The organism is Tardibacter chloracetimidivorans (genome assembly GCF_001890385.1).
GTDB lineage: Bacteria > Pseudomonadota > Alphaproteobacteria > Sphingomonadales > Sphingomonadaceae > Tardibacter > Tardibacter chloracetimidivorans.
This window is the reverse complement of sequence record NZ_CP018221.1, coordinates 2,649,077-2,670,142: the sequence shown is the minus strand read 5'-3', so window position 1 is coordinate 2,670,142 and position 21,066 is coordinate 2,649,077. Positions and strand designations below refer to the sequence as shown.

Genomic DNA, 21,066 nt, shown 5'->3' with positions numbered 1-21,066 from the left:
TGGGCGGCCTGGTTTTACTCCGCCCCGGCAGCGCGGCGGCGGCGCGCAGACTGCTGGAGGCGATAGCTGTCACCGTTCATGGTGAGGATGCTGACGTGATGGGTGAGCCGATCGAGCAGCGCGCCGGTGAGGCGCTCCGAGCCCAGAACCTGTGTCCAGTCCTCGAACGGGAGGTTGGACGTGACGATCGTCGATCCCCGCTCGTAGCGCTGCGAGAAGGTCTCGAACAACAGTTCTGCGCCGGTTGGCGAGAGGGGGACGTAGCCCAGCTCATCGACGATGAGCAGCTTCACCGCCGCCAGCTCGCGCTGCATCCTTAGCAGCCGCTTTTCGTCCCTGGCCTCCATCAACTGGTTCACCAGCGCCGCAGCGGTCGTGAACGCGACCGTGAAGCCTTTCTGGCAGGCCGCCAGCCCCAGGGCGAGCGCCACGTGGGTCTTGCCCGTCCCGCTGTTGCCCAGCGCGATGATGTTCTCCCGCCGGCTCTGTTGCAAAGATTGGCGGCAGTCAGAGGTAGGCTGTCGCTCTGCGCCGATCAGGCGGCTGCTGCGAAATGGTGGTTGAGCATGCCCATGGCCTCCGTCAGCGCCGAGGGCCCAATGCCAAAAGCTCTCTCCACAAGGCGCACCTCGCCCCTGATGCCGGGCTGCAGGCACCAGGGGCGAGCCTGTCCTTTGCGCAGGGCTCGCATGACTTCGAATCCCTTGATCGTGGCATAGGCCGTGGGGATCGATTTGAAACCGCGCACCGGCTTGATCAGTATCTTGAGCTTTCCGTGATCGGCCTCGATCACGTTATTGAGATACTTCACCTGCCGGTGGGCCGTCTCCCGGTCCAGCTTTCCTTCGCGCTTCAATTCGGTGATCGCTGCACCATAGCTCGGCGCTTTGTCGGTATTGAGCGTGGCAGGCTTTTCCCAGTGCTTCAGGCCTCGCAGGGCCTTGCCCAGGAACCGCTTCGCTGCCTTGGCGCTGCGGGTCGGCGACAGGTAGAAATCGATCGTGTCGCCCCGCTTGTCGACTGCCCGGTACAGGTAGGTCCACTTGCCCCGCACCTTGACGTAGGTTTCATCCAGGCGCCAGCTCGGATCAAAGCCACGCCGCCAGAACCAGCGCAGCCGCTTCTCCATCTCCGGGGCGTAGCACTGGACCCAGCGATAGATCGTCGTATGGTCGACCGAAATGCCGCGTTCCGCCAGCATTTCCTCAAGGTCGCGATAGCTGATCGGATAGCGACAATACCAGCGCACCGCCCACAGGATCACATCACCCTGGAAATGGCGCCACTTGAAATCCGTCATCGTTCCGTCCGTCCAATCTCCGCCAAGCATGCTCAAGCTTCACGATTTTTGCAACAGAGCCAGGTCGGCTACGTGCAGACCAAGTTGCTCCGCGACGAAAGCGGCGAGATCATGGGGTATTGCTCCCCTGTCCTGTATCAACTGCGCAAGCGTGACGCCCGGGTGCCGCAGGAGCGCGAGTTGCAGCGCCACGCCCAACTGATTCCGTCGCTCCCGTCGCGCGCCAATGATCTCGATGTCCGCAGGCTCGAAGGTATAGAGCCGGGCCAAACGGTCGCGATCGGTCGGGATGGCGAGGATCTGATCGCGTTCGCTCTCGGTCAGGAGTTGATGCTTGCGCTTCGCCATGCCGATTCCCGTCCACAAAAGGTCATTTGTGCCTATGGACAGTGGGGAGTAAAGAGACATAGTATGTGGACGGATATGGATGGGGCGAAGCTGTAAATGTCAGCGCTAATTGGCACGTCCTGTCAGCGGTAAGTGGCACACCGGAACGGCCGGGTTTTGGGTGGTTAGCTGTCGTTCCGCTCTCGCCGGATGTTCGACAATCCCCGCGAGATCTTCAAAATGGCTCCGGCTGTCAGTATCGCCATCAAGCAAGAGGCCATAGATGAAGGCAAACCCTGGACGGCGGGTGGCACGTTCGACACGTAAACGTACATCGAGACTGCGATAAGCCCGCAGAAAATTGCCAGTTCACGCCCCTGAATTGATCGCAAAAAACTGAACATGAGCAAGGTCTCCTACTCTCCGGAGCGCTCTTTTCGGCTCGGCGCGTCCGCTAGCTCGCCGCAGATACCACAGGTGCTAACGGGCATGTAATACCCCAACAGCGCGGGCGTTTGGGATGCACCATCCCAATGTCCGCTAGTGGGGCGATTGTGTTGAAGAAGTCGGTGTTTGGGTTCGGAGGCAGGCTGGCACTGAGTTGCGCTGGACAGTGCTGATTGGCTCAGGCGGGTAGCGGCCGTGTCGGCATCGGGATGAGCTTGGCCATCTTGCGAAGGTTCTGGGCGGTGGCCGCCATGTGGAACTCGTCCCTGGCACCATTTGGACCTCGCAGGCGCAATCGGTCGAGCTTTAGGATGCGCTTGAGGTGCGCGAACAGCATCTCGACCTTCTTTCGCTGGCGGCGGGACGTGACGTAGGCGTCGGTGGTGGCGATGTCGCGGGCGAGATCGCGAGCACCCTCGTGGACTGAGCGGGTGACCTTGCGAGCCGGCACGTTGGGCGTGCAGCGTTGCCGCATGGCACAGCCGCTGCAGTCCTGCTGTTGGGCGCGGTAGCGGATGAAGCCGTCCTGGCCGACATCGCCGCGGGCCATCGCGAAGTTGCGGTTCCTAGGGCGCAGGCGCTTGCCGCCGGGGCAGACGTAGCTGTCGTCCTCATGGTCGTAGGTGAAGGCATCGCGTTCGAACGTGCCGTCGCGCCGGGCGGATTTGTCGAATACCGGGATGTGCGGGTGGATGCCGCGTTCGTGGACCAGCCAGGCAAGCATCTCGGCCGAGCCGTAAGCTGTATCGGCCGCAAGCCGCTCGGGCCATACACCGAACCGGTCCTGCACCCGGGAGATCATGCGCTTGCACGCGGTCACCTCAGCCTGGCGCACTGCGGTGCTCGCTTCCACGTCCATGATGACGGCGTGGTCGAGATCGATGAGGTAGTTGGTCGAGTAGGCGTAGAACGCCGGCCCGCGATGCGCACTGGTCCAGCGAGACGCCGGGTCGGCCGGTGCCAGATACTTCGGTACCACCGGCGTCGCTGCGCCGAACGCGGCATCGTCAAGAACGGCTCTGTTGCAAAAATCGTGAAGCTTGAGCATGCTTGGCGGAGATTGGACGGACGGAACGATGACGGATTTCAAGTGGCGCCATTTCCAGGGTGATGTGATCCTGTGGGCGGTGCGCTGGTATTGTCGCTATCCGATCAGCTATCGCGACCTTGAGGAAATGCTGGCGGAACGCGGCATTTCGGTCGACCATACGACGATCTATCGCTGGGTCCAGTGCTACGCCCCGGAGATGGAGAAGCGGCTGCGCTGGTTCTGGCGGCGTGGCTTTGATCCGAGCTGGCGCCTGGATGAAACCTACGTCAAGGTGCGGGGCAAGTGGACCTACCTGTACCGGGCAGTCGACAAGCGGGGCGACACGATCGATTTCTACCTGTCGCCGACCCGCAGCGCCAAGGCAGCGAAGCGGTTCCTGGGCAAGGCCCTGCGAGGCCTGAAGCACTGGGAAAAGCCTGCCACGCTCAATACCGACAAAGCGCCGAGCTATGGTGCAGCGATCACCGAATTGAAGCGCGAAGGAAAGCTGGACCGGGAGACGGCCCACCGGCAGGTGAAGTATCTCAATAACGTGATCGAGGCCGATCACGGAAAGCTCAAGATACTGATCAAGCCGGTGCGCGGTTTCAAATCGATCCCCACGGCCTATGCCACGATCAAGGGATTCGAAGTCATGCGAGCCCTGCGCAAAGGACAGGCTCGCCCCTGGTGCCTGCAGCCCGGCATCAGGGGCGAGGTGCGCCTTGTGGAGAGAGCTTTTGGCATTGGGCCCTCGGCGCTGACGGAGGCCATGGGCATGCTCAACCACCATTTCGCAGCAGCCGCCTGATCGGCGCAGAGCGACAGCCTACCTCTGACTGCCGCCAATCTTTGCAACAGAGCCGCGCAGCGCATAGCCTATGCCCTTGATGCGGGTGCCCCAGCCACTACCGCGCTTGCCTCCCTTCCGGCGGTGCCGTCGTCGAGCGAACCTGAAGAGGTACCGCCTATCGTGCCTTTCTCGATTGAGGAGCGATCATGACCGATTTCAACGATCACCTCTTCCCTGCGTACCGCGAACAGGCCGACTTGCCCGCAGAAACGCGCATAGACTGGCTGCGACGCGATCGCTGGGTGTCCCTGCCCCAATCCGTGGCGGCGTTGGGCCGGCTCGAGGATCTGCTGACATACCCGCAGCGCGGTAGGATGCCTTGCCTGTTGCTGTTTGGATCGACCGGGATGGGCAAAAGCGAAATCCTGAACCGGTTCGCCGAGCTCCATACGCCCAAATATGATGAGTGTGCCGGGCTCACGGCGATGCCGGTGGTCGTGGTGCAAATGCCCCCGCAGCCGACGGAGGAAGAATTCTACACCGAACTGATGCTCGCCATGAACTATGCCGAGCTCAGCCACGTATCGTTGCGCACGCTGCGCGCGCTGGCGCGGCGAACTCTGGCCGAATTCGGCACCAAGGTCCTGGTCCTCGATGAAATCGACAAGATGCTGGCAGGCTCGCCGCGTCAGCAGCGCATCTTCCTCAACACCGTTCGTTTCCTGACCAACGATCTTAAGATCCCGATCGTCTGCGCCGGTACCGAGGACGCCCGTATCGCCGTTCTCACCGATCCCAACCTTGCCGACCGCTTCGGAGCGTTCGAGCTCGTTGCCTGGCGCAATGACCACGCTTTGCAACAATTGATGGCGAGTTTCGCTGGCCTGCTCCCCCTCCGTCGCCCTTCTCGTCTCGACACCAACGAAGTGCGGCAACATGTTATTGCGCTCACTGCGGGCGTGACCGGTCGAATCTTTCGTTTGATGGAGGCCGTCGCAATAGCTGCTATCCGCGATGGCCGCGAGATGATCGACGCCGGCAGCTTCGACGATGACCAACTCTTGCTGCCGCTGGTCTCGATGCAGGTCATCGCCAGCACCAAACGGGCCTTGCGCCGACGCGCGGCATGAACGCGCACCTTGCGCCCTTCCCCGACGAACTCCTGACCTCCTGGTATGCGCGCCGAATCTACCAACGTAGGGGACGCACACTTGCCGATCCGACAGCTGTCCGCGACCGCACAGGGCAATGGTGCCACCCGGACATCCGCCCGACCACGCGGTGGCTCAATGGTGCTGCCCAAACGTTCAACGTCGCATCATCCCAACTGGCGACAAACGCCTTGGCGCAGCGATATCCTGCACTGCCACTCGACTTTATCGCTTGGGATCGGCCGCCATTCGCAACCGAGCAAGAGTGCTTCCGATCAGCGCCACGACTGAGATTATCCTGGTGCAACCGATGCCTTGCGGAAGATTTTGCCGCACATCGACCAGCTCATATCCGGCACCATTGGGTATTGGCCGCCTCATGCTTCTGTCATCGGCACCGCTGGCCGCTGGAAGAGCGGTGCAGCGTGTGCAACGCTTTCAACTGGCAAATCGTCGGGTCAGCACGCGGGCCGTTGCGCATGCTCTGCGCCGAGTGCTGGAGACCTCTTGAGCGCTCTTTGCCCGCAGTGCTCTCCGCTGGCGCCGACTTGCAGGAATGCTGGGATCGGGTGATCGCATTCGAAACCGAGGTTTTCACAGCCCTTCAAGGCAAGACCCCGGACCAGTTCCGCTTCAACTTCACCTCCGCAAGCCAGCTCCTCGGTGAAGTGCGCGATATTTCTCGGCTCCTGGCGCGCAACTATTGGGGTTACACACGATCGAACATCCCGCTCAATGCGTTCATATCGCCAGCGATGACCCCCGGCCGGTTGCGGCCGGATTTCTTCGAGAGTGAAGCTCCGTTCCCGCTGGCTGTCGCGAGCATGGCCAAACGTCGCTGCCTCCTCGCCGCAGTCTGCGCGATCCTGGACCCTACCCACGCAACCGGAGTCACGCTATTCGGCTCAAACCAACCCTCAGCCATCGAAACCTTCGTGTCGACGGTGGACCCCTGTGAAATCGAACGCTGCCTGGCGCCGGATGGCCGATGGTCCCAGACGTTTGTTCGACAAGTCCGTGCCGCTCAGCAGCGCAAAGCACGAAAATCTCGACGCGCAGCTACAGCGGCGGGCTCAGGCTTACCTCGGATGTCTGTCGGATAGAGATCAACGCTGCTTTGTGCTGGTTCAATCCTTCAATAAGTGGAGGCTCCGGGCCTGTGAAATCACCCGTTTGACCCCTTGCGGCGACCACACCAACCCTCCCCGCGCCGTCGGCTCTCGCAGATCCTTGCTCAACCAGGATGCGATGTCGCGCAACGTTGCCCCCGGATGGGTTTTCATACGGTCCGCCACAAGCAGGGCTACCCGAGCGTCTGGGGGCAACCGCGGCGCCGGATTAAGGATTTCCGGGGCTGCGTAGCCGGCGTTGACCAAAGTTCGGCACGCCTTCACCAACGTACGCTCGGTGAACGACCGCGTCGGCGGGGTGATAGCCCGGATGTGCCTGAGCACGAGGCCCCACGGCAAGTGCGGCCTCAGTCTCTGGACGATCGGCAGCCAACGATGGCGCCCATCGAGCAGCTCGTTGAGATGGCGCTCTTTGAGGCTATAGCGAATGTCCTCAATTGCTGCAGCATCACGGGCGCGCATCTTCGGGTTTCCCGGTTTTGCGCCGCGCGCCCCGGCAGCCTTCAGACCCGCCCGCGTACGCTCCCTGATCAGTGCGCGCTCGAATTCAGCGAACGCGCCGAGCATCTGCGTCATCAGCATGCCTTGCGCGCTCGACGTATCGATCGGGTCGTTGATCGAACGGAAGTAGCCGCCTTTGGCGCGCAGTGTCTCGACGATCTCGAGCAAATGCGACAGCGAGCGCGCCAGGCGATCGATCCGGACGACCAGCAATGTGTCCCCGGGCCCTACCCGTGCGAGCGCTCGTCCGAGGTTCGGCCGACTTCGGCTTCCTCCGCTCGCCTTGTCTTCCAGGATCTCAGAACAGCCAGCGGCACGCAGCGCGTCGAGCTGTGCCGCCGTGTCCTGCTCGTCCGTCGAGACGCGCGCATAGCCAATCAAAGCCATCTGTCACAATCCATAGAATGGGAGCAACCGAACGGTTGCCCCCGTGTGATAGAAAATCAGCCTGTCGAACGACAGCACAAATCGCGGGAACGGCGTCTGATCCTTTCTCCTGGACGTGATGGTTCGATCGCCGCGATGGTCCATGGATGGCGAGGCTTTTCGAAATCGCGACTGAAAGCGAAAAGGCAGGAAATTGGCGCATATTTGCGCGATGCGGCCCTCATTGAGCAGCCAGTCCGGTCGTTTAGGGCTCAGAATCCGGCGGTTTGGGAACCCTCAGGCAGCCTAAATCACGCTAACCTCGAGAGTCCGGTCGTATAGGGAAACCGACAGCGATGCTTACGGCACCTTATATAGACTCGTCAAATATGCTTATGTGATAACTGCAATTATCGAATGTCCACTTTCGGGAGGTCACGGATGTAGAAACGAACTGCTGACTTTGGTTTCCCGCCATGGCATTGTCGCCATCCTATGACGCGGACAGACAACCTGCGCGCCGACGACAGCCTGCTCCTGCTCGGGCGCCTCGATGGCCGATTGCACGGTAGTCCATGCGCCGACATCTTTCTCGCGCGCTCGCGCCTGGAAGGCGCCACCGTCCTGGCCGGCCTCGCCGGCGTGCCGATCGCGGTGCGCGACCTGCAGGACTGGATCGCCGGCCGCACACCCCCTCCCCGCGCTTCCGAAGGCCTCAACGATCCGATCTCGGTTGCCGCCGTCTTCCACCTTGCGCTCAGCCGCGACGAGGATCTCAAGGATTCGCTCGGCCGCGCCACGCTCAACGTGCTCCGTACGGTACTCGATGACCGCACCGAGGCGAAGGTTTATGCGGCCGAAGACTTGGCGCACTTCGGGCCGATGTGGCGACAGCTGCGAACCGTGGCGGACGCCCCCTTCCCTTCCGGTGACCTCCTCTCTGTCGCCAACCGCATTTTCCAGCTGTTCGCGCTGACCGAACCAGCGGCACCAGGCAGCTGGGATGTCGTCAGCGTCGATGGTCGCGCTCTCGAGCTGCCTCCCCGTGGACGCGATCGAAACTGGCTGATCGCCGCCGCCGTACCGCGGATGCTGTGCCGCGCTGGCTTCACGACCCGCGTGATCCCCTCGTTCATCCTGATGTCCAAGTTTCTGCCCCCCTCCCCCGCCGATCTGGCAGAGACCTTGGCCCAGGCGATCGGTCGGACGGCGCATGCTGGCTTGCGCGACCTCGACGCGATCGAGCGTGCGGCGTCGCGCATCCAGACCGATCTGGCCGTCACGAAGCGGAGCAAGGCCCCTCTCCTTGCCCGCCTGCAGCTTGCCTATCCGGGCCTTCAGCCGGCCGCTGTCGCGCGCCTGTTGAAGGTCACCCCGCAAGGCGCGCGCAAGCTACTCGCCTCACTTGCTCATCCCTCTTGAACCACAGACACCGTGCAATCCAAGCCACAGAACCCTCCGTCCCGGCATCACTTCATCCCGCAGTTCCTCCTCGACCAGTGGAAGGATGGCGACACCCTGCTGCGCTATCGGCGCAATCGGATCGGGGAGATCGAGAGCAGTCCTGCATCACCCAAGAGCGTCTGCTTCGAGCGGGACCTGTACAAGACGATCGGGTTCCCGCCCGAGCATGCCCAGCAGATGGAAACCCTGTTCATGCAGGTGATCGATGACGCTGCGGCCAAGGTTCACGCGCTGCTCCTCGACGGCAAGGTCAACTCGCTCAGCGACGCGCAATGCTCGGATTGGGGCCGGTTCGTCATGTCGCTGTGGTTCCGGACACCGCTGGATATGCGCGGCATGAAGGACGCCGTCGGCGCTCTCGCAAGCGCAGAGGCCGCGAAGTCCGTGCTGCGCGGCGAAGATGGGGCGCTGCCGCCCGAGGCCGTGAGCGCGCTTCAGATGGAAGTCCTGCGCTTGGTCATCGACGACGCGGATCGCGGACGAGCGTTCATCAACATGGACTGGCGCATAATCAAGACGAACAATCGCCGGGAATTGTTCGTCTCCGATTGGCCGCTCGACGTGCCGGTCAGCTTCGCCTGGCTTGGTAGTGCCTCATCCTATGTCACTCTTCCGATCGGACCGGAGACCCTCTTCGTTGCTGCCGGGTCCACTACGCTGGCAAATCGGATCGTGAGCCTACCCGAGCGAGAACTGATCACGCGGCAGAACCGGTCGACCGTGGGACATGCCCAGGCGTTCGTAGGCGCGAGGACGCGTCAAGCCGGCGACTTCATCCGCGCGAACTTCGGCCTGCGAAGCCGCCACTCCGTGACGCAGAGCATCGCCGACAAATATAAGCGGGACGCCATATAAGGCGGCGACCTCGCCAGACGCCGCGCTCCATCACCCTACGACAGCAGCCCCTCGATCGCCTTCAAAAGCTCGGCGGGCGACGCCTCAGCCTTCGGCGGCACCTTGATCGTCAGCCCCCCTCCCCGCGCTTTCGTGTAGCGCAGGATGACCTTGCCCCCCTTGCCGGTGATCTCCTTCTCGGCGGCAGCCTTCACGGCTGGCGCGACAGTCGCCTTCACGAGCCGCTTCGCGACTTCCGGCCCGCTCAGCTTCAAGCCTTTCTGGCTGCGCTCTTCCTCGATGCGTTCAGCCTCTTCGCGCATCTTCGCCAGCGCCTTCGGATCTCCGGTAAGCGGCTTGATGTCACGCGCGACGCGTACCGTGATGTCGTGCGTATCGGAGAACGCCGCGACAACTGGTTCGGGCAAGCGCGCAACGTCGAGAAGCCGGCTCAGCCACGACTTGGAAAGGTTTAAATGCTCGGCCATCTGCGACTGCGAGCCCTCGTAGAACTCCGCGAGCGCCACCGTATATTCCTTGGCCCGCTCCCAATCCGAGATGTCCTTACGCGAGCGGTTCTCGACATCTGAAACCCGGAACGCCTCCTCGTCCGTGACACTCTGGATCGTCACCAGATACTCGAACTCCGGGTGGTGATGCGCTCGCAGCCATTTCACCGTCCACCAACGGCGGACGCCGGCGATGATCTCGAAGTCGAAGTTCGGGTCATCTTTCAGACGCCGAACGATAGCGGGGATCCGTTGCTTCTTGGCGGAGAGGAAGGAGTCGATGAGATCGCGGCAGCTATCTTCGTTCAAATGATCCAGATCGCGATTGTGCATCCGCCATGGGCGGCACCGCTCCGGATCGACCCACTCCGTCCGGTCGGCGACCGTTTTCCCCGTCGCGATGCGCGCGAGCGTCTGGCTGCGACTTGCCATGATGCCGTCCGCAGGGGTCGCCTTATCGAGGTTCTCCTCGTCGTCGAGCCCCTCTGTGAACATCGAGCCGAAGCCCTTGTTGCCCTTGCTCATCGGCCCGTTTCTCCTTCTCTCTTGCCCTCGCCGACGGGTGCCAACAGGCCAGAGTTGCCACGTGGCAACTGCGCCGCCCCCAGGCGCTTGCACTGACGTTCCTGCCGTGTGCGATCTGACATGGTATTCCTACCTAACATATTGCTTCTATTGGGTTCTTCCACTTTGTTGTCACGTGGCAACTCGGTGATCCGGCTTCGTCTCACTCCCCGATTGCCCGTGCTCGCCGACGTGAGAAATATCGGAGTTGCCACGTGGCAACTCTCCCTAAATTCGGCCCCCTGCCCTGCTCGCCCAGGTGCGCAGAACGTCCTGCTCAATATCCTGGCAAACGTCGCTGAGATGCTTCATGCAGCGGTTGTAGACCTCGTGCGACGTGACGGGCTTGTCGAGTTCGAAAACGGTTTTCATCCTGGAGCTGGCATTGTCGATTTCGGCGCTGGTGACCATCACCGACTGCGTCATTGAGCCACCGAAGACCTGCCGCATCATCGACAGTATCTCCCGGTGCATCGACTTGCTCTCGTCCACGCGGCTGCCGACCAGCCGGATGAAGTTGTAGGCCGGCCTTCCCCGCCCCGCGAGTTGCTCGAGCTGCTTCATCGTCGTTCGCGTCATGTCGATGAAAGATACCGTCGAGGCGAAGTCGACAAGGCTCGGCGGCACCGGAATGACCATGCAGTTAGCGGCCTGGAGCACAGCCATCGACACCATGCCCAATGCCGGCGGCGGGTCCATGATCACGACGTCATAGTCATCGACCACCTCATCAATGGCCTGCGCGATCAGGTCGATGATCTCCATGTTCTGATTTCGCGCCATGTGCCCGGCGATCTCATACTCGAGATTATAAAGTCGCAGGTTCGACGGGATCAGGTGGAGGTTGTGAAAGTGCGTCTTGCGGATAATCTTGCGAACGCCAAGCAGCTCCGGATTGTGAAAATGCCCGTAAAGCGTGTCTTCCTCGTCGAGGTCCACGTCGGGGCGATAGCCGAACATCATGGTTGAAGACGCCTGGCTGTCGCAGTCGATGAACAGGACCCGGTAGCCCTTGATGGCAAAATGCTGGGCGAGATGCAGCGCGATCGTCGACTTGCCGACGCCCCCCTTGAAGTTGCAGACCGAGATGATCGCCGGGGTATCGGTTGGCTCGCGCCAGGGACGCGTTCCAAACACCTCGCGCATATGATCAAGCTCTTCGAGCGTATACTGCAGCCTATGCCCGGAGCCCGTCCGCCCTCGAGCGGGGAGGCGGCCGTCGCGCTCCGCTTCCCGGACAGCAGATGCCGTCCGCCCGACCAGTGCAGCAGCTTTCGAAATCGGGAAGGTCGGACCCTTCTTCTGACCGGTTTCGGGATCAACCGCGCTGTCACGAATGCGCTTGAGGATCGTCAACGACTTTCTGTGGAGCACGTCCAGACCACCTTCGATGAGGTCGTCCGGCTGTGCTAGGGAGGGGTCGGTAGCCATCTCAGTCCGCTTCTGTGGGTTTGATGCGCCATGATAGCCACGTTGGCGGTTTCGAGCAAGAAAATGGCCACCAGACTTACAAGTTGACCGATGATCTCCGAGCCCCTTGCGCATGTGCGCGCTTTCTGGCCAATCGGCGGCGGCTGCGACCGATGATCTCCGTGCCTTTGCGTGTTGCTGCAAAGTCTGGCGCTGGGATTGTGGCGACAAACGGCTACCTGTGGATAACCACCGATGATCTCGGTACTTTGCGATGATCTCGGTGCGTATCAGCGATGATCTCGGTGCGAGTCGACCGATGATCTCAGAGCTCATACCTATTACTAGAATCACCCTATAAAAAACCGATTCGCGAATCGTTTTGATTTTTCGATTTTGGGTGAAGGAGGGCAGGGGGAGGGCGCAGAACGGCACCGACATCATCGGTGTTTCTGCAACTCTCGCGGCCTTTTCCCCTCCCAAACTGCCAACGGGGTTGATTTCACGCCTCAAACCTGTTGAGACATGCCCATCACAGCCCCCGGTAGATTCGGGGGGAAGGGCAGACCATGAATGGGGATCAGCATAGGCCGCTGGGGCATCAGTACGCACTAGCCATGCTCAACGGCGGCGAGGAGAGCGTCCGCAAGCTCGCCACCACCGCCGGCACCCAGCTCACCTTGGACGCATTCCTGCGCGTCCAGGACGAAGAACCGGTTCCTGCCTTCCTCCACTCCGCGCTTTGTGCGATGTCGCTGCCAACCAAGCGGCCCAAGGACGACACTCAGCCCATCGTCCGTGAGGACGGCAAATATGCGCTGGCCATCAATCCCAGGCCAGTGCTTCAGAATGTCGACGGCAAGTCCGTCATGCGAAGCCTTGGTGTGCCTTATGGCGCCTATCCACGCGTTGCCCTGATCTACCTCCTCTCTCAGGCGGTCATGAAGCAATCGCGGGACGTTTATCTTGGCCGCAATTTCACCGAGTGGATGCGCCGCCTTGGCTACCAGACCGTGTCTTATGGACCACGCGGGACGGCGAACCTGATGCGAGAGCAGGTGGATCGGCTGCTGGCGTGCGAGTGGCAGATCCGCTGGGACGGCACCGACACGGAAGACAACGCCTTCGCTGTCCGGGACGTCAAGATTTCCAACGAATATGCCGGTTCGCTCGACAAGAACGGCTCATTCGCGCGCGAAATCCGTATGTCCGAGGCGTTCTACTCGCACCTCATCGACCATGCCGTGCCACTCAATGAGATCGCCATCCGCGAGCTCAAGGGTACGCCAACGGCGCTCGATCTCTACACTTACCTTGCCTACCGGCTCCCGCGGATTGGATCCGACAAGGGCCAGGTTATCTCATGGGACCAGCTCGCCAAGCACCTTGGCAACGAGGCCGACAGCAAGCGCTTCCGACAGACCGTCCGCGAAACCATGCAGATCGTGTCGGCGGTCTATCCCAACGCAAATGTCGATCTCTCCGGGCGGAAGGTCATTCTTCATCCGTCACCGGCACCGCTGGAGCGCAAGCTCGTGGGGCCGCACCTTCGACTCGTCGGGGGCGAGGCTCCGAAAACGGCACCGAGATCATCGGTCAAACCGGCCCATGCAGCGAAGTCCGCGCCCGCGAAGGACGATGCGCCGACTCTTCCGTTCCCCGCCGGGTCTCTCTCATACGGCACGCGTGAGGCCGTCTTCCGCCAGATCGCGCTGACCAAGGGCCATCCGTGGTCAGTGGATGACATGGCGGCTGCATTCCGCAAGGGATGCCCCGATTTTAGCCGGCCGCGCACCGATTCAGAGTGGCTGCGGATCTGGGAGAAGTTCGTCGTCGCCTATGCTGAACGCCGCGCGAATCGAAGCGACGACTAACCGATGATCTCCGAGCCGTTCGCGTTGAGGCGAGCGCAGGCTGAATCTGTCTCCAAGTCTCAGACCGACCGAAAAGAGGAAAGGAGGGGCCGAGCGTGTAAGCAGGAGGTAGAATTATGCCGCTTACAGCCAGACGGCCATCGCAGGAGATAGTCGACATTGTCGGGGCCCTGGGCGGCACGTGGAGCGGCAATGTCGCGATGTGCCGCTGTCCCGCACACAGCGATCGCGATCCAAGCTTGTCGATTCGGCAAGGGGATCGCTGCATTCTCGTCACCTGTTTCGCAGGATGCTCGCGCGAAGACGTCCTGCGTGAACTGCGCCTTGTTCGCCCGGGTCGCCATTATCCGCCACCCGCCTTGGCGGACTCGCCGCGGCCGATGAACGTCGAAAGAATCTGGAATGAGGCGGTCGACGTTCCGGGCACCCTTGCCGAGCGCTACCTCCAGTGCCGGAACCTCCTCCCACCACCACGCGATCTTCGCTTCCATCCGCGTTGCCCTTACCTGCCCAAGCCGAAGACGATCTTCGAACCCGCTCTCCTGGTAGCGGTGCGCGAGGGAAACCGTCTGGTCGCAATTCAACGCATATTCCTGAACCCCGACACCGCCCATTACACGCGCAAGGTCATGCTTGGCGCCCCGGGGCACGGCGCTTGGCGGGGCGGGGCAGGGGGCAACACCCTTGCCATCGCCGAGGGCTTTGAGACGGCCGACGCTTTCGCGCGCCTGAGCAACCTCCCGTGCTGGGCTTCACTCGGCGCACGTCGGCTCAACCAGCTCGTCATTCCGCCCACGGTCACAACGCTCCTGGTCGCCGAGGACAACGATTCCGAAGGGCGCAGGGCAGCCGAAAGTGCCCAAGCGCATTACGCCCGGTCGGGCCTCATCATCGAACGCGCGCCCCCGCCGCCAATCTACAAGGATTGGGCAAAGGCGCTCGATGCCCGAGCGCAGCAGAGCCGCGTCTAGGCGCGAAGCGCCGGAGGAGAGGGGAGGGGGATCGAAAGGGTGTCGCTGCCGAGGGTGCAGCCCACTCTGGAGACCACACCCATGTCCGATCTCTTCGAAGCGGCCGCCCAGGCTGAGCGCGAGGCCGTGCGCCTCCTTCTACCCCGTCTGCGCTCCGACGAGGCCATTCAGCGTCGTCACCTCAACGACGCGATGACCAAGGCCTTCGGCGGTTCTGATGCCGACGGTCGCTGGACACAACGCGCCAGCTTTGAACTCCTCGAGCATGCCCTTGCCATCCATCTTCAGTCGAGCGCCCAAAAAATTGCGGCGTTCGGCGACGTCCGCGCGCTGATCGACTTGTCCGATCGCCTGCCCACTCAGACGGTTCGCAGCGAGGATCAGATCGAATGGCAGCAATTCTCGACACCTGTCGACATCGCTGCGGTTATGACGCTTCTCGCCAACGTCCAGCCCGACGACATCGTGCTCGAGCCGAGCGCGGGTAACGGCCTATTGGTCGCGCAGCTCCGTCACGTCGAATCGCTCCATCTGAACGAGCTCGATCCGCTCCGCCGTGGCCGATTGAAGGCGGCTTTCCCCTCAGCATCGATCACCGGGCACGATGGTGCGACCATCAATTCCACCCTCGCAAGCGTCGATCGACCAACCCTCATCCTGATGAACCCGCCCTTTTCGAGGTCGGTCGGCCGCGGCGCCGACGACTATGCCGCAGTCCGTCATCTGCAAGCGGCGCTGCGCCGTCTTCAACCGGGCGGCCGGCTCGTTGCCATCATGCCCGATTGGTTTGGCCCGAGCGCACGCATGCGTGAGCAATATGAGACGATCCTGCGCGACGTGAGCGTCCTGGCGGCCGTCCGTCTCGAGAAGTGCTACCTGAAGCATGGGACTTCGATCGCCGTGCGGTTGTTTGTCATCGACAAGGTCCCCGGCCGGTCGCCCCCCGCGCTCATCCAGCGTTCGTCCGTTGCCGAGCTGCTCGATATCCTGATCATCCCCGAACGATCGTCGGCGAAGCCCGATCGCGGAGCGTCGGCGCCGAAGCGCTCAGGTGGAGTTTCGCTCTTCCGGGCCGTCAAAAGCAGCCGTCCGGCGCCCCGCGCCTACCATGCCCCGGCACGCAACCACGTGCTCCCCGTCGAATATGCGAAACTTGAGACGCCGGCGCCGCTGCTCGAGCAGAGCGGCGTCTATCTTCCATATCGACCGAGCCGTATCAGCTTCGCGAGCGCTGGCGAGCATCCAACGCCGCTCGTCGAATCTGTCGCCATGGGCTCGATCCCGGCGCCGGTCCCAGAGTATGTGCCGGCGCTGCCCGAGCGCACCGTCGCCGAGCGGCTGCTCTCCGCCTCCCAACTCGAGACGGTCGTCTACGCGGGGCATGCCTGGACCCAGTGGATCCCAGGCACTTTCAGACCCGACAAGGAGGGTGTCGGCCTCGTGCTGGCCGAAGACGGCCATTCCTATCGTAAGGGCTTCTTCCTGGGCGACGGCACGGGGGCGGGGAAGGGTCGTCAAATCGCGGCCTGCATCCTCGACAACTGGCTCCAGGGCCGCCGCCGCAACATCTGGGTCTCGAAGAATGCGCCGCTCCTCGAAGACGCGCGACGCGACTGGACGGCCCTTGGCGGCCTTAACGGCGACATTCAGCCCATCTCCAACTGGAAGATCGATGAGCCGATCAGCCTCGACCAGGGCGTGCTGTTCGTCAGCTATCCGACGCTGCGTTCGATGCGTGGTGACTACGGTCGCCTGAAGCAGCTGGTTGACTGGGCCGGGGCCGATTTTGACGGTGTCATCGCCTTCGACGAGGCCCACGAGATGGGCGGCGTTGCGGGTGGGGAGGGCGCTCTCGGCACCAAGGATGGATCCCAGCAGGGAATCTGCGGCGTGCTCCTCCAGAACCAATTGCCCGCGGCCCGCGTCCTCTATGCTTCAGCCACCGGCGCCTCTGTCGTCAACAACCTCGCTTATGCGGTCCGACTGGGGCTCTGGGGCCCAGGGACCGCCTTCCCCGACCGGGAGCAGTTCATCAGCAGCATCAGCAAAGGCGGGATCGCCGCGATGGAGCTGGTCGCGCGCGATCTCAAGGCCACCGGCCTCTACATGGCCCGCGCACTGAGCTTCGCAGGTGTCGAATATGACATTCTGCGCCATGAGCTGACCGCCGCGCAGATCGAGATCTACGACACCTATGCGGACGCGTGGCAGGTCTTATGCGCAGCTGCGCATAAGATCGATTATCGCGAGGTCGCGATAATGTGAAGGAACGCGGCCTAAGCGCCGAATTCCTGTGTTGTTCGTGCGATGTTGCTGCGCATTATTTTGGTTGCGAACCTCGGCGGTCTCTGAACCAGCTGAGGATAAAAGCATGTTGAAATTGCACGACGAGTTGATCGCCGAACTCTCGAATTTGCTCACGACGCAGAATTACAACCCGGTGGTCGTAGCGAACCATCGCCTCTACGCCCGCGCGTTTCTCGATTATCTGGCCGAGTGCGACATGCAGGTAGAAACTGTGACGCCCGCGCAGGTCGATCAGTATTTTGCCTATGCAATTCGGGATTTCGAAGCCCAGTACGGCCGGCCTCCCTGTGCGCGCTGGCAGATGTTGCCCCGCACGTCGATCAACAAGCTGCTCCGGCTTGCCCAAGGCAAATGGCCGCCCGAGCCGGAGATGACCGAACCGGAAACCGCGTATCGGCAGGCGATCTGCTGCGAATACGAGGCATGGCTGCGCGACGAGCGCGGTCTGGCAAGCGCTACCATCGCGGCGCTTATGTGGGAGGCACGGAACTTCCTGCGATGGCGGTTCGAACGGGGCGGTGCTGCCAGCCTCGGCACGTTGAGCATCGTGGAGGTCGATCTCTACATGGACATGCGCGCGCCTGGATTACGGCGCAAATCATTGGCCGACGTCGCTGAGCGGCTCCGGTCGGTGGTGCGCTATCTGCATCGGACGGGACGTATCCCGACTGATCTCACGCCGCACATCATCGGCCCCATGCTCTACGCCTATGAAGACGTGCCCTCGACGTTGGACAAGAGCCAAATCGCCGCGGTGTTGGCGACGACGAAGAAGGACGGATCGCCGCGAGGAATGCGCGATTTTGCGGTACTTCAACTGCTTGCCACATATGGGTTGCGCGAAGGTGAGATCTGCCGCCTTCGGCTTGAAGACGTGAACTGGCGCGGAGAATCCCTGCGTATCCGTCACACCAAGACCAATGCGTACTCCTACATGCCGCTATTGGCGCCGGTTGGTGAGGCGCTGCTCGACTATCTGCGTCATGGGCGCCCCCAGGTCGAGGGGCGGGAAATCTTCATCCGATCCTGCGCGCCCTACATCGCAATGACAAACCTGTACGGCATGATCCGCGGGCGGTTAGCAGCCGCAGGCGTCGAGCCGCCGGGAAAGCGAGGAGCGCATGTCTTCCGCCACGCGCGAGCGGTCGAACTACTGCGGGCGTCGGTCCCGCAAAAGATCATCGGCGACGTGCTCGGGCATCGATCAATCGAATCCACCAATGCCTATCTCAAGCTGGCGACAGATGATCTCCGAGCCGTGGCGCTCGATGTACCCGGCTCGGAGATGCTGTCATGAGCGCCTGGCACGATCCCGATTGCACCGTTGTTGACGCCTTCTTGGAAAAATCGCAGTTCCGGCCGGGAAGCAGACCGACTTATCGCTGGTTCCTTCGCAGCTTCGAGGATGTAGCCCGACGTCATCCGGCGGTTGACCGGCAGATGCTCGACGTCTGGCTGAAGGAAATGGAAAAACGTTGGCGAATGCCGACGCTGCTCAACCAGGTCTGCATTGTCGATCGCTTCCTCGAACACCTCGTCGAAATCGGGCTGATCGCCGAGAATCCCGTTGCCGTGCTTCGTCGTCAGTACAACGCCAAACAAAACAAGCCGATCTGGCGGGCTCTCGCTTCCCCCAATCCCGACGAAGCCCTGGCCGCATTGCGACGGCCTGCGCCCTACGGCAGCGTGCTGGGGGACTTCATGCGCGAGCATGTCGCGTTGATGCGCAGCCGGGGCTATCAGTATGAGACCCAGGCTCACTGGCTATTGCGGTTCGATCGGTTCCTCCAGGCGAACCCCGAACTTGCCGGGGCATCGCTTGAGACAATGCTGGCGCGCTGGGCAACTGCCAAGCCGACCCGCAACCACGCGGCTGAATGTCAGAAGCTGGGGCGCATCCTGACCAAGGCGCGGTATCGCCTTGATCCCAGAATCCCGCCAAAACGCTTCAACGCCCGGTCGGAGCGGGAAGTGGCGCGCGAGCATCGACGGCCGCATATCTTCAGTCCGGCCGACGTCCGGCGGTTGCTCGATGTTGCCCGCTCGTATCCGTCGCCGGATGCTCCGCTGCGGCCTATGGCCCTCTACACGATGGTGGTTCTGGCCTATTGTGCCGGACTGCGCCGTAGTGAACTCGCCGGGCTTGATCTGGGTGACGTGGACCTTCAATCGGACACGATCACGATCCGGGAAACGAAGTTCTACAAGACCAGGATCTTGCCGCTAACCGGCAGCGTCATGGCCGAATTACGGGCCTATATCGATGCAAGGCGGCGCGCCGGCGCCCCGCAGGATCCGCGGTCCGGGCTCTTCTGGCATGACCACTTCAATGATCGCTATGCCCCGGTGGTGGTCTCAACGATGATCACCAACGTCATGCGTCGAGCCGGGTTCAAACCGCCCTTCGGGCGGACGGGGCCGCGTGTTCATGACCTGCGTCACTCAATGGTCGTGAACCGGATCCTCCAATGGTACCGATCCGGCATCAACCCGCAGGACAGGCTACGCTACCTCTCCACCTATATGGGCCACCGGGACATCAACTCCACGTTGGTCTACATCACCGTCACGCAGGATCTGTTGCAGGAAGCAAGCGAGCGGTTCCGCGCTGTCGGCGCCCCATGCCTCAACATGGAGGCGCTGTCATGAAAAAGAGCAATCCGTTCCCCGCGTTGTTGCGGGCGTTCTTCCAGGAATGGTTGGCCGAGCAACGCAGTGCTTCTGTCCATACGATCCGGTCCTACCGCGACACCTGGCGGTTGTTGCTTCGGTTTATCGCGGAGCGAAAAGGCGGCGGGGTCGCGCGGATCATGCTGGCCGACGTCTCGGCCGGCGAGGTGCGCGCGTTCCTCCACCATACCGAGCATGGGCGCAGGGGCACGATCGGTACACGCAACTGCCGGCTCGCCGCGATCCGCAGCTTCTTCAGCTTCGTGGCTGACAAGGATCCCGAATACATCGCGCAATGCGCCGAGGTCCTGACTGTCCCGCTCAAGCGGGAGCCCACTTCTGCGCCCTGCTACCTCGAGCCAGGGGAGGTTGAGGCAATCCTCGCACAGCCCGACCGGTCGACAATCGAAGGCGCGCGCGACCATGTGCTGCTCTCGTTCCTCTATAACAGTGGCGCGCGCATCCAGGAGGCGCTCGACCTCTGTGCTGAGGCGATCCGGTTCGAAGCGCCGACCTGCGTGCGTCTTTACGGCAAGGGGCGCAAGGAACGCATCTGTCCGCTCTGGCCGGAAACCGTGACGTTGCTCAAGAAGTTGTTGGAGCGACAGCCACGCGCAACAGGTGAGCGCATCTTCGTAAACCGATACGGTGAACCGCTGGGCGCCTCGGGAGTGCGGTTCAAGCTTGCCACTTATGTGGAGGAAGCGGCAAAATCCGTGTCGACGCTTCGGTCAAAACATGTGACCCCGCACAGCTTCCGGCACGCGACAGCCGTCCACCTCGTCGCTGCCGGGGTCGATATCACCGTCATCCGCAGTTGGCTGGGGCACGTCAGCCTCGACACGACCAACCACTACGCCCAGGCTAATCTGGAGACCAAGCGAAAGGCGCTGGAACAGGTGGGCGCGCCGGCGGCGAGCAACGTTCCTCCTTCGTGGAAGCGGGATGCAAGTCTGATGGAGTGGCTCGACACCCTGTGAAATAATGCGAAGGACGTGGCGGGGTGTTCCGCGGCTTTGCGGGCCTGCGCCGCGTTCCTTCACATTATCGCGACCTCGCGATAATCGATCATTCACCAGAACTTGGAGAAGGCGCTCGAACTGACCGGCATCGTCGATGCGCTTGAGAACGCGACTTTGAACAGCGGCGCCAAGGCATCCGCGCGCTCGCGGTTCGAGTCCACGAAGCAGCGCTTTTTCGGACAGGTTCTGCTCTCCATGAAGCTCCCCACCGTCATCGCCGCGGTCCACGAGCATCTCGCCGCGGGGCAGTCAGTCGTGATGCAGCTCGTCACGACGGCCGAGTCCATTCTTGACCGGAGACTAGGCGCGCTCAGCCCCGACGACCGCGCGGACCTCGAGATCGACCTCTCGCCCCGGGAATATATGTAATGCTGAGCTCAACATTACACATATTCT

16 protein-coding genes and 4 pseudogenes are annotated in these 21,066 nt (G+C 62.2%); 13 read left to right on the top strand and 7 right to left on the bottom strand.

What is annotated here, in order from left to right; all coding sequences use genetic code 11:
• Positions 1-14: 14 nt before the first annotated feature.
• The 4 genes and pseudogenes from BSL82_RS13800 to BSL82_RS13785 form a co-directional block, all read right to left on the bottom strand.
• Positions 15-479 (bottom strand): annotated as a pseudogene (locus tag BSL82_RS13800) (ATP-binding protein); the annotation flags it as partial.
• 56 nt (positions 480-535) lie between these two features.
• A complete protein-coding gene (locus tag BSL82_RS13795; RefSeq protein WP_001389365.1) occupies positions 536-1,300 on the bottom strand; it encodes an IS6-like element IS6100 family transposase in 765 nt (254 codons plus the stop codon).
• Positions 1,301-1,357: 57 nt separating this feature from the next.
• Positions 1,358-1,648: pseudogene (locus tag BSL82_RS13790) on the bottom strand (DUF4158 domain-containing protein); the annotation flags it as partial.
• Positions 1,649-2,252: 604 nt separating this feature from the next.
• Positions 2,253-3,092, bottom strand: a pseudogene (locus BSL82_RS13785) (transposase); the annotation flags it as partial.
• A 58-nt stretch (positions 3,093-3,150) separates the two neighbouring features.
• Between BSL82_RS13785 and BSL82_RS13775 the strand changes: the two are divergent.
• From BSL82_RS13775 to BSL82_RS21120, 4 genes and pseudogenes are all read left to right on the top strand, one after another.
• A complete protein-coding gene (locus BSL82_RS13775; RefSeq protein ID WP_001389365.1) occupies positions 3,151-3,915 on the top strand; it encodes an IS6-like element IS6100 family transposase in 765 nt (254 codons plus the stop codon).
• A gap of 188 nt (positions 3,916-4,103) precedes the next feature.
• Positions 4,104-5,027: a TniB family NTP-binding protein gene (locus BSL82_RS13770; RefSeq protein ID WP_048575057.1), complete on the top strand. Its 924-nt coding sequence runs from the start codon at positions 4,104-4,106 to the stop codon at positions 5,025-5,027.
• Positions 5,024-5,446 (top strand): annotated as a pseudogene (locus BSL82_RS21830) (TniQ family protein); the annotation flags it as partial. The gene BSL82_RS13770 and the pseudogene BSL82_RS21830, both read left to right, overlap by 4 nt.
• A 171-nt stretch (positions 5,447-5,617) precedes the next feature.
• A complete protein-coding gene (locus tag BSL82_RS21120; RefSeq protein ID WP_226998721.1) occupies positions 5,618-6,151 on the top strand; it encodes a hypothetical protein in 534 nt (177 codons plus the stop codon).
• Between the two features lie 24 nt (positions 6,152-6,175).
• Here the strand turns inward: BSL82_RS21120 and BSL82_RS13760 are convergent, their stop codons facing one another.
• Complete coding sequence (locus BSL82_RS13760) at positions 6,176-7,066, bottom strand: recombinase family protein (protein ID WP_048575059.1); 891 nt, start codon at positions 7,064-7,066, stop codon at positions 6,176-6,178.
• 474 nt (positions 7,067-7,540) lie between these two features.
• Here BSL82_RS13760 and BSL82_RS13755 point away from each other — a divergent pair, with 474 nt between their 5' ends.
• Positions 7,541-8,467, top strand: a complete 927-nt coding sequence (locus BSL82_RS13755) for a hypothetical protein (RefSeq protein WP_007406383.1) — start codon at positions 7,541-7,543, stop codon at positions 8,465-8,467.
• A 12-nt stretch (positions 8,468-8,479) separates the two neighbouring features.
• Positions 8,480-9,364, top strand: a complete 885-nt coding sequence (locus BSL82_RS13750; RefSeq protein WP_066521739.1) for a DUF4238 domain-containing protein — start codon at positions 8,480-8,482, stop codon at positions 9,362-9,364.
• Between the two features lie 35 nt (positions 9,365-9,399).
• On the opposite strand, the gene BSL82_RS13745 is transcribed toward BSL82_RS13750, so the two are convergent.
• Complete coding sequence (locus BSL82_RS13745) at positions 9,400-10,377, bottom strand: ParB/RepB/Spo0J family partition protein (protein WP_007406427.1); 978 nt, start codon at positions 10,375-10,377, stop codon at positions 9,400-9,402.
• 267 nt (positions 10,378-10,644) lie between these two features.
• Positions 10,645-11,847 (bottom strand): AAA family ATPase, encoded by a 1,203-nt coding sequence (locus BSL82_RS13740; protein WP_037456192.1) that lies wholly within the window; start codon positions 11,845-11,847, stop codon positions 10,645-10,647.
• Positions 11,848-12,395: 548 nt separating this feature from the next.
• On the opposite strand from BSL82_RS13740, the gene BSL82_RS13735 reads away from it, so the two are divergent.
• The 7 genes from BSL82_RS13735 (at position 12,396) to BSL82_RS13705 (ending at position 21,039) form a co-directional block, all read left to right on the top strand.
• Positions 12,396-13,700, top strand: a complete 1,305-nt coding sequence (locus BSL82_RS13735) for a replication protein RepA (protein ID WP_037456189.1) — start codon at positions 12,396-12,398, stop codon at positions 13,698-13,700.
• 116 nt (positions 13,701-13,816) lie between these two features.
• Positions 13,817-14,671 carry a DUF7146 domain-containing protein gene (locus BSL82_RS13730; RefSeq protein ID WP_066521740.1) on the top strand — a complete coding sequence of 285 codons (855 nt, stop codon included), beginning with the start codon at positions 13,817-13,819 and terminating at the stop codon, positions 14,669-14,671.
• An 81-nt stretch (positions 14,672-14,752) separates the two neighbouring features.
• The gene (locus BSL82_RS13725) at positions 14,753-16,936 is read left to right on the top strand and encodes a strawberry notch-like NTP hydrolase domain-containing protein (protein WP_083579211.1); all 2,184 of its coding nucleotides are present in this window, start codon (positions 14,753-14,755) and stop codon (positions 16,934-16,936) included.
• 106 nt (positions 16,937-17,042) lie between these two features.
• Positions 17,043-18,275, top strand: a complete 1,233-nt coding sequence (locus BSL82_RS13720; protein WP_072597926.1) for a site-specific integrase — start codon at positions 17,043-17,045, stop codon at positions 18,273-18,275.
• Positions 18,272-19,627, top strand: a complete 1,356-nt coding sequence (locus BSL82_RS13715; protein ID WP_072597925.1) for a tyrosine-type recombinase/integrase — start codon at positions 18,272-18,274, stop codon at positions 19,625-19,627. The genes BSL82_RS13720 and BSL82_RS13715 overlap by 4 nt, the downstream gene beginning before the upstream one ends.
• Positions 19,624-20,628, top strand: coding sequence for a tyrosine-type recombinase/integrase (locus tag BSL82_RS13710; RefSeq protein ID WP_072597924.1), 1,005 nt, complete (start codon positions 19,624-19,626; stop codon positions 20,626-20,628). The genes BSL82_RS13715 and BSL82_RS13710 overlap by 4 nt, the downstream gene beginning before the upstream one ends.
• A 156-nt stretch (positions 20,629-20,784) precedes the next feature.
• A complete protein-coding gene (locus tag BSL82_RS13705) occupies positions 20,785-21,039 on the top strand; it encodes a methylase (protein WP_418361280.1) in 255 nt (84 codons plus the stop codon).
• The last annotated feature ends 27 nt before the right edge of the window (positions 21,040-21,066 follow it).